The organism is Candidatus Equadaptatus faecalis, assembly GCA_018065065.1.
Lineage (GTDB): Bacteria > Synergistota > Synergistia > Synergistales > Synergistaceae > Equadaptatus > Equadaptatus faecalis.
This window is the reverse complement of sequence record JAGHTZ010000057.1, coordinates 1-2,254: the sequence shown is the minus strand read 5'-3', so window position 1 is coordinate 2,254 and position 2,254 is coordinate 1. Positions and strand designations below refer to the sequence as shown.

The window sequence follows — 2,254 nt, the reverse complement described above, 5'->3', positions numbered from 1 at the left end:
AATTGCCCGCCTGTGCCGAACGCAGTGAGGCAAACGTTTTACCGGGCAATTCCCGCTTGAGTACGGAGCGCAGCGACAGTATGTGCTAAGTGCGCCCTTAAGGTTTTAGAGTAATTGATTTTTATAAAATTTCGGAGGTATATGTCATGCAGAGCAAATTCAAAAAACTTTTCGCAGTTCTAATTCTGACCGGTGCTGTTCTTGCCTTCTGCTCGCCGGGGTTTGCCGGAGACAGGGCGTTTTGGGACGAAGCTTCGCAGACGTACAAAATCGGCAGTACGGCAGACTTTTTGGGAATAAACTGGACTCTGTGGAAAACAGACGGTGAATACGCCTATGTCATAGTGACGGAGCCGATAAAAAAGAACAGATATGATACCCAATTTTTAGTGCACAACTTTGATTACAAAGCGAACAGGTATCAATCTTCGGAAATCAGAAAATTGGTCCGCACAAGCGGAAGCAGTTTGGAAAACACTATGATGGAGTACGATCCGGAGTGGTCATGGTCGGGATATGTCGGAACAGGCAAAAGTTCAAAAATGACATGGGAACAGATAAACGGCGGAGAGGACAGACGGGCAGTCAGCAATGAATATATAGCACAACACTATATGTGGGATGTAGGAATAACATCGGACAAACTGTTTCTGCTTTCAACAGACGAAGCAAAAGAACTGCCCCAAAATGTTCGCACCATAGGGGTCAGATGGTGGCTGCGTTCGCCTCGTCCCAACCCCAATCTTAAAACCGAAGCGATGTATGTCGATGTTGACGGTGACATGGAGGAATTCACATATGTCAGCGATGAATGTTGCGTGCGTCCCGCTTTGCAAATCAGCCTTAAATCGCCGCTGTTCACAGGGAATGACGCACCGGGCTACGACAGGGGAGTGAAACCTGCCGGACAGGACGGCGCAGAAGAACAGGGAAAACAGGAAGAACAAAAGGCTGTTTGGAAAGTTGGCGGGGAGTGGAATTATACTATCACATTACCTGAATTTACTGATACGTTTGACGGGGTTCCTGTTAAGATCAGCGCGGAACAGACAGGAATCATCACCATAACAGCGGCTGACAGCGAGAAAGAAGCCGGCAAAGAACGTATCGCGGGCGGAGCGGTGGAGTCTGTCAGATCAAGCCTCAAGTATGAACTTCCTGACGGCACGGTAGAGACCTTTTCAAGTTATTTTGAAGGTCCCATGGATTTAGGAGAAAAATTTAAGAAAGACCCTTATAACCCCGGAGAGGAAGTGTCTTTTACGGCTCCGCTGTACTATGATACTCATGAGGGTGAACAACAAATTGTGGGTTTTGTGAGCGCACGTTACTCTCAGACAGAAGAAAATAAGTTTGAAGGCACAGTAACGCTGAGTAAAACGCCCGGAGGAACACCGATCGCCAGCGGCATATTTGAAGCCGCAAAACGTTCAAAGGACAGCAGCTCAGGCTGCAACGCAGGATTTGGCGCACTCGCCTTGCTTGGCGTTCTCGGAATGTTTTACAGAAAGAAAAAATAGCGGTAAGCTGGAAGCGTTAAGCGATAAGCTAAAAGCTTGAAAAGATAAAACCTTGAAGAAACAATAAAAATGTCTGTCATTCTGCATGGAGCGGAGCGGAAGTGCAGAATCCAGCGGCTTCGCGGGCGAAGCCCGTCAGAAAAGGAAAAGACACTGGATCTACCCCTACGGGGCACAGGCTGCGCAAAACCTGCTCCTGACGGATTTCCGCAGGAAGACGGATAAAAAATATTTGTCTTACTGCGAGGCACGCGAGACAGGATATAAAGAAACAGAGAATAGCAAAAAGCGGGGACTGATTTCAGTCCCCCGCTTTTGTTTTGTGTTTAGTATCTTGCATTGGAAAATTCTGTGTCGGGAAGAAAACAGGCATTGCCGTTTTCGTTCTCAGGGAGAATTTCTTTCTGCCTGACATGGTTACAGTTGGTACGTTCTGTGCCCTCATGCAGATTAACAGACGCAAATCCGCAAAAGGGTACAGCAAACAATGCCCCTTCGGAGCGCCGACAGCGGACAGCAGACAGCTGACAGCAAAAAATTCCAAGCCGTTTGTTTTATGTTTATATCACTCCTGCGACTTTTTGCAGGTCGGGGACGATGTAGAGGACTTTGCCGAGGATTCTGACGTCCTGATTTTCGGGGTCGATTATTCTGTCGGGGTATTCCGCCTTGTTGAAGCTGACGAGCGTGAGCGTGCCGTTTTTGTTGTACAGCACCCCTTTGACAAACAGCCT

Annotated in this window: 1 protein-coding gene; it reads left to right on the top strand. The window is 47.8% G+C overall.

Annotation, left to right across the window (positions count from 1 at the left end):
* The first annotated feature begins 146 nt into the window (after positions 1-146).
* Positions 147-1,520, top strand: a complete 1,374-nt coding sequence (locus KBS54_04725) for an SYNERG-CTERM sorting domain-containing protein (protein MBQ0055432.1) — start codon at positions 147-149, stop codon at positions 1,518-1,520.
* Positions 1,521-2,254 lie beyond the last annotated feature (734 nt).

Bases quoted from the DNA above. Each gene is read 5' to 3' on its own strand.
- KBS54_04725 (MBQ0055432.1), top strand. From the start codon at position 147: ATGCAGAGCAAATTCAAAAAACTTTTCGCAGTTCTAATTCTGACCGGT.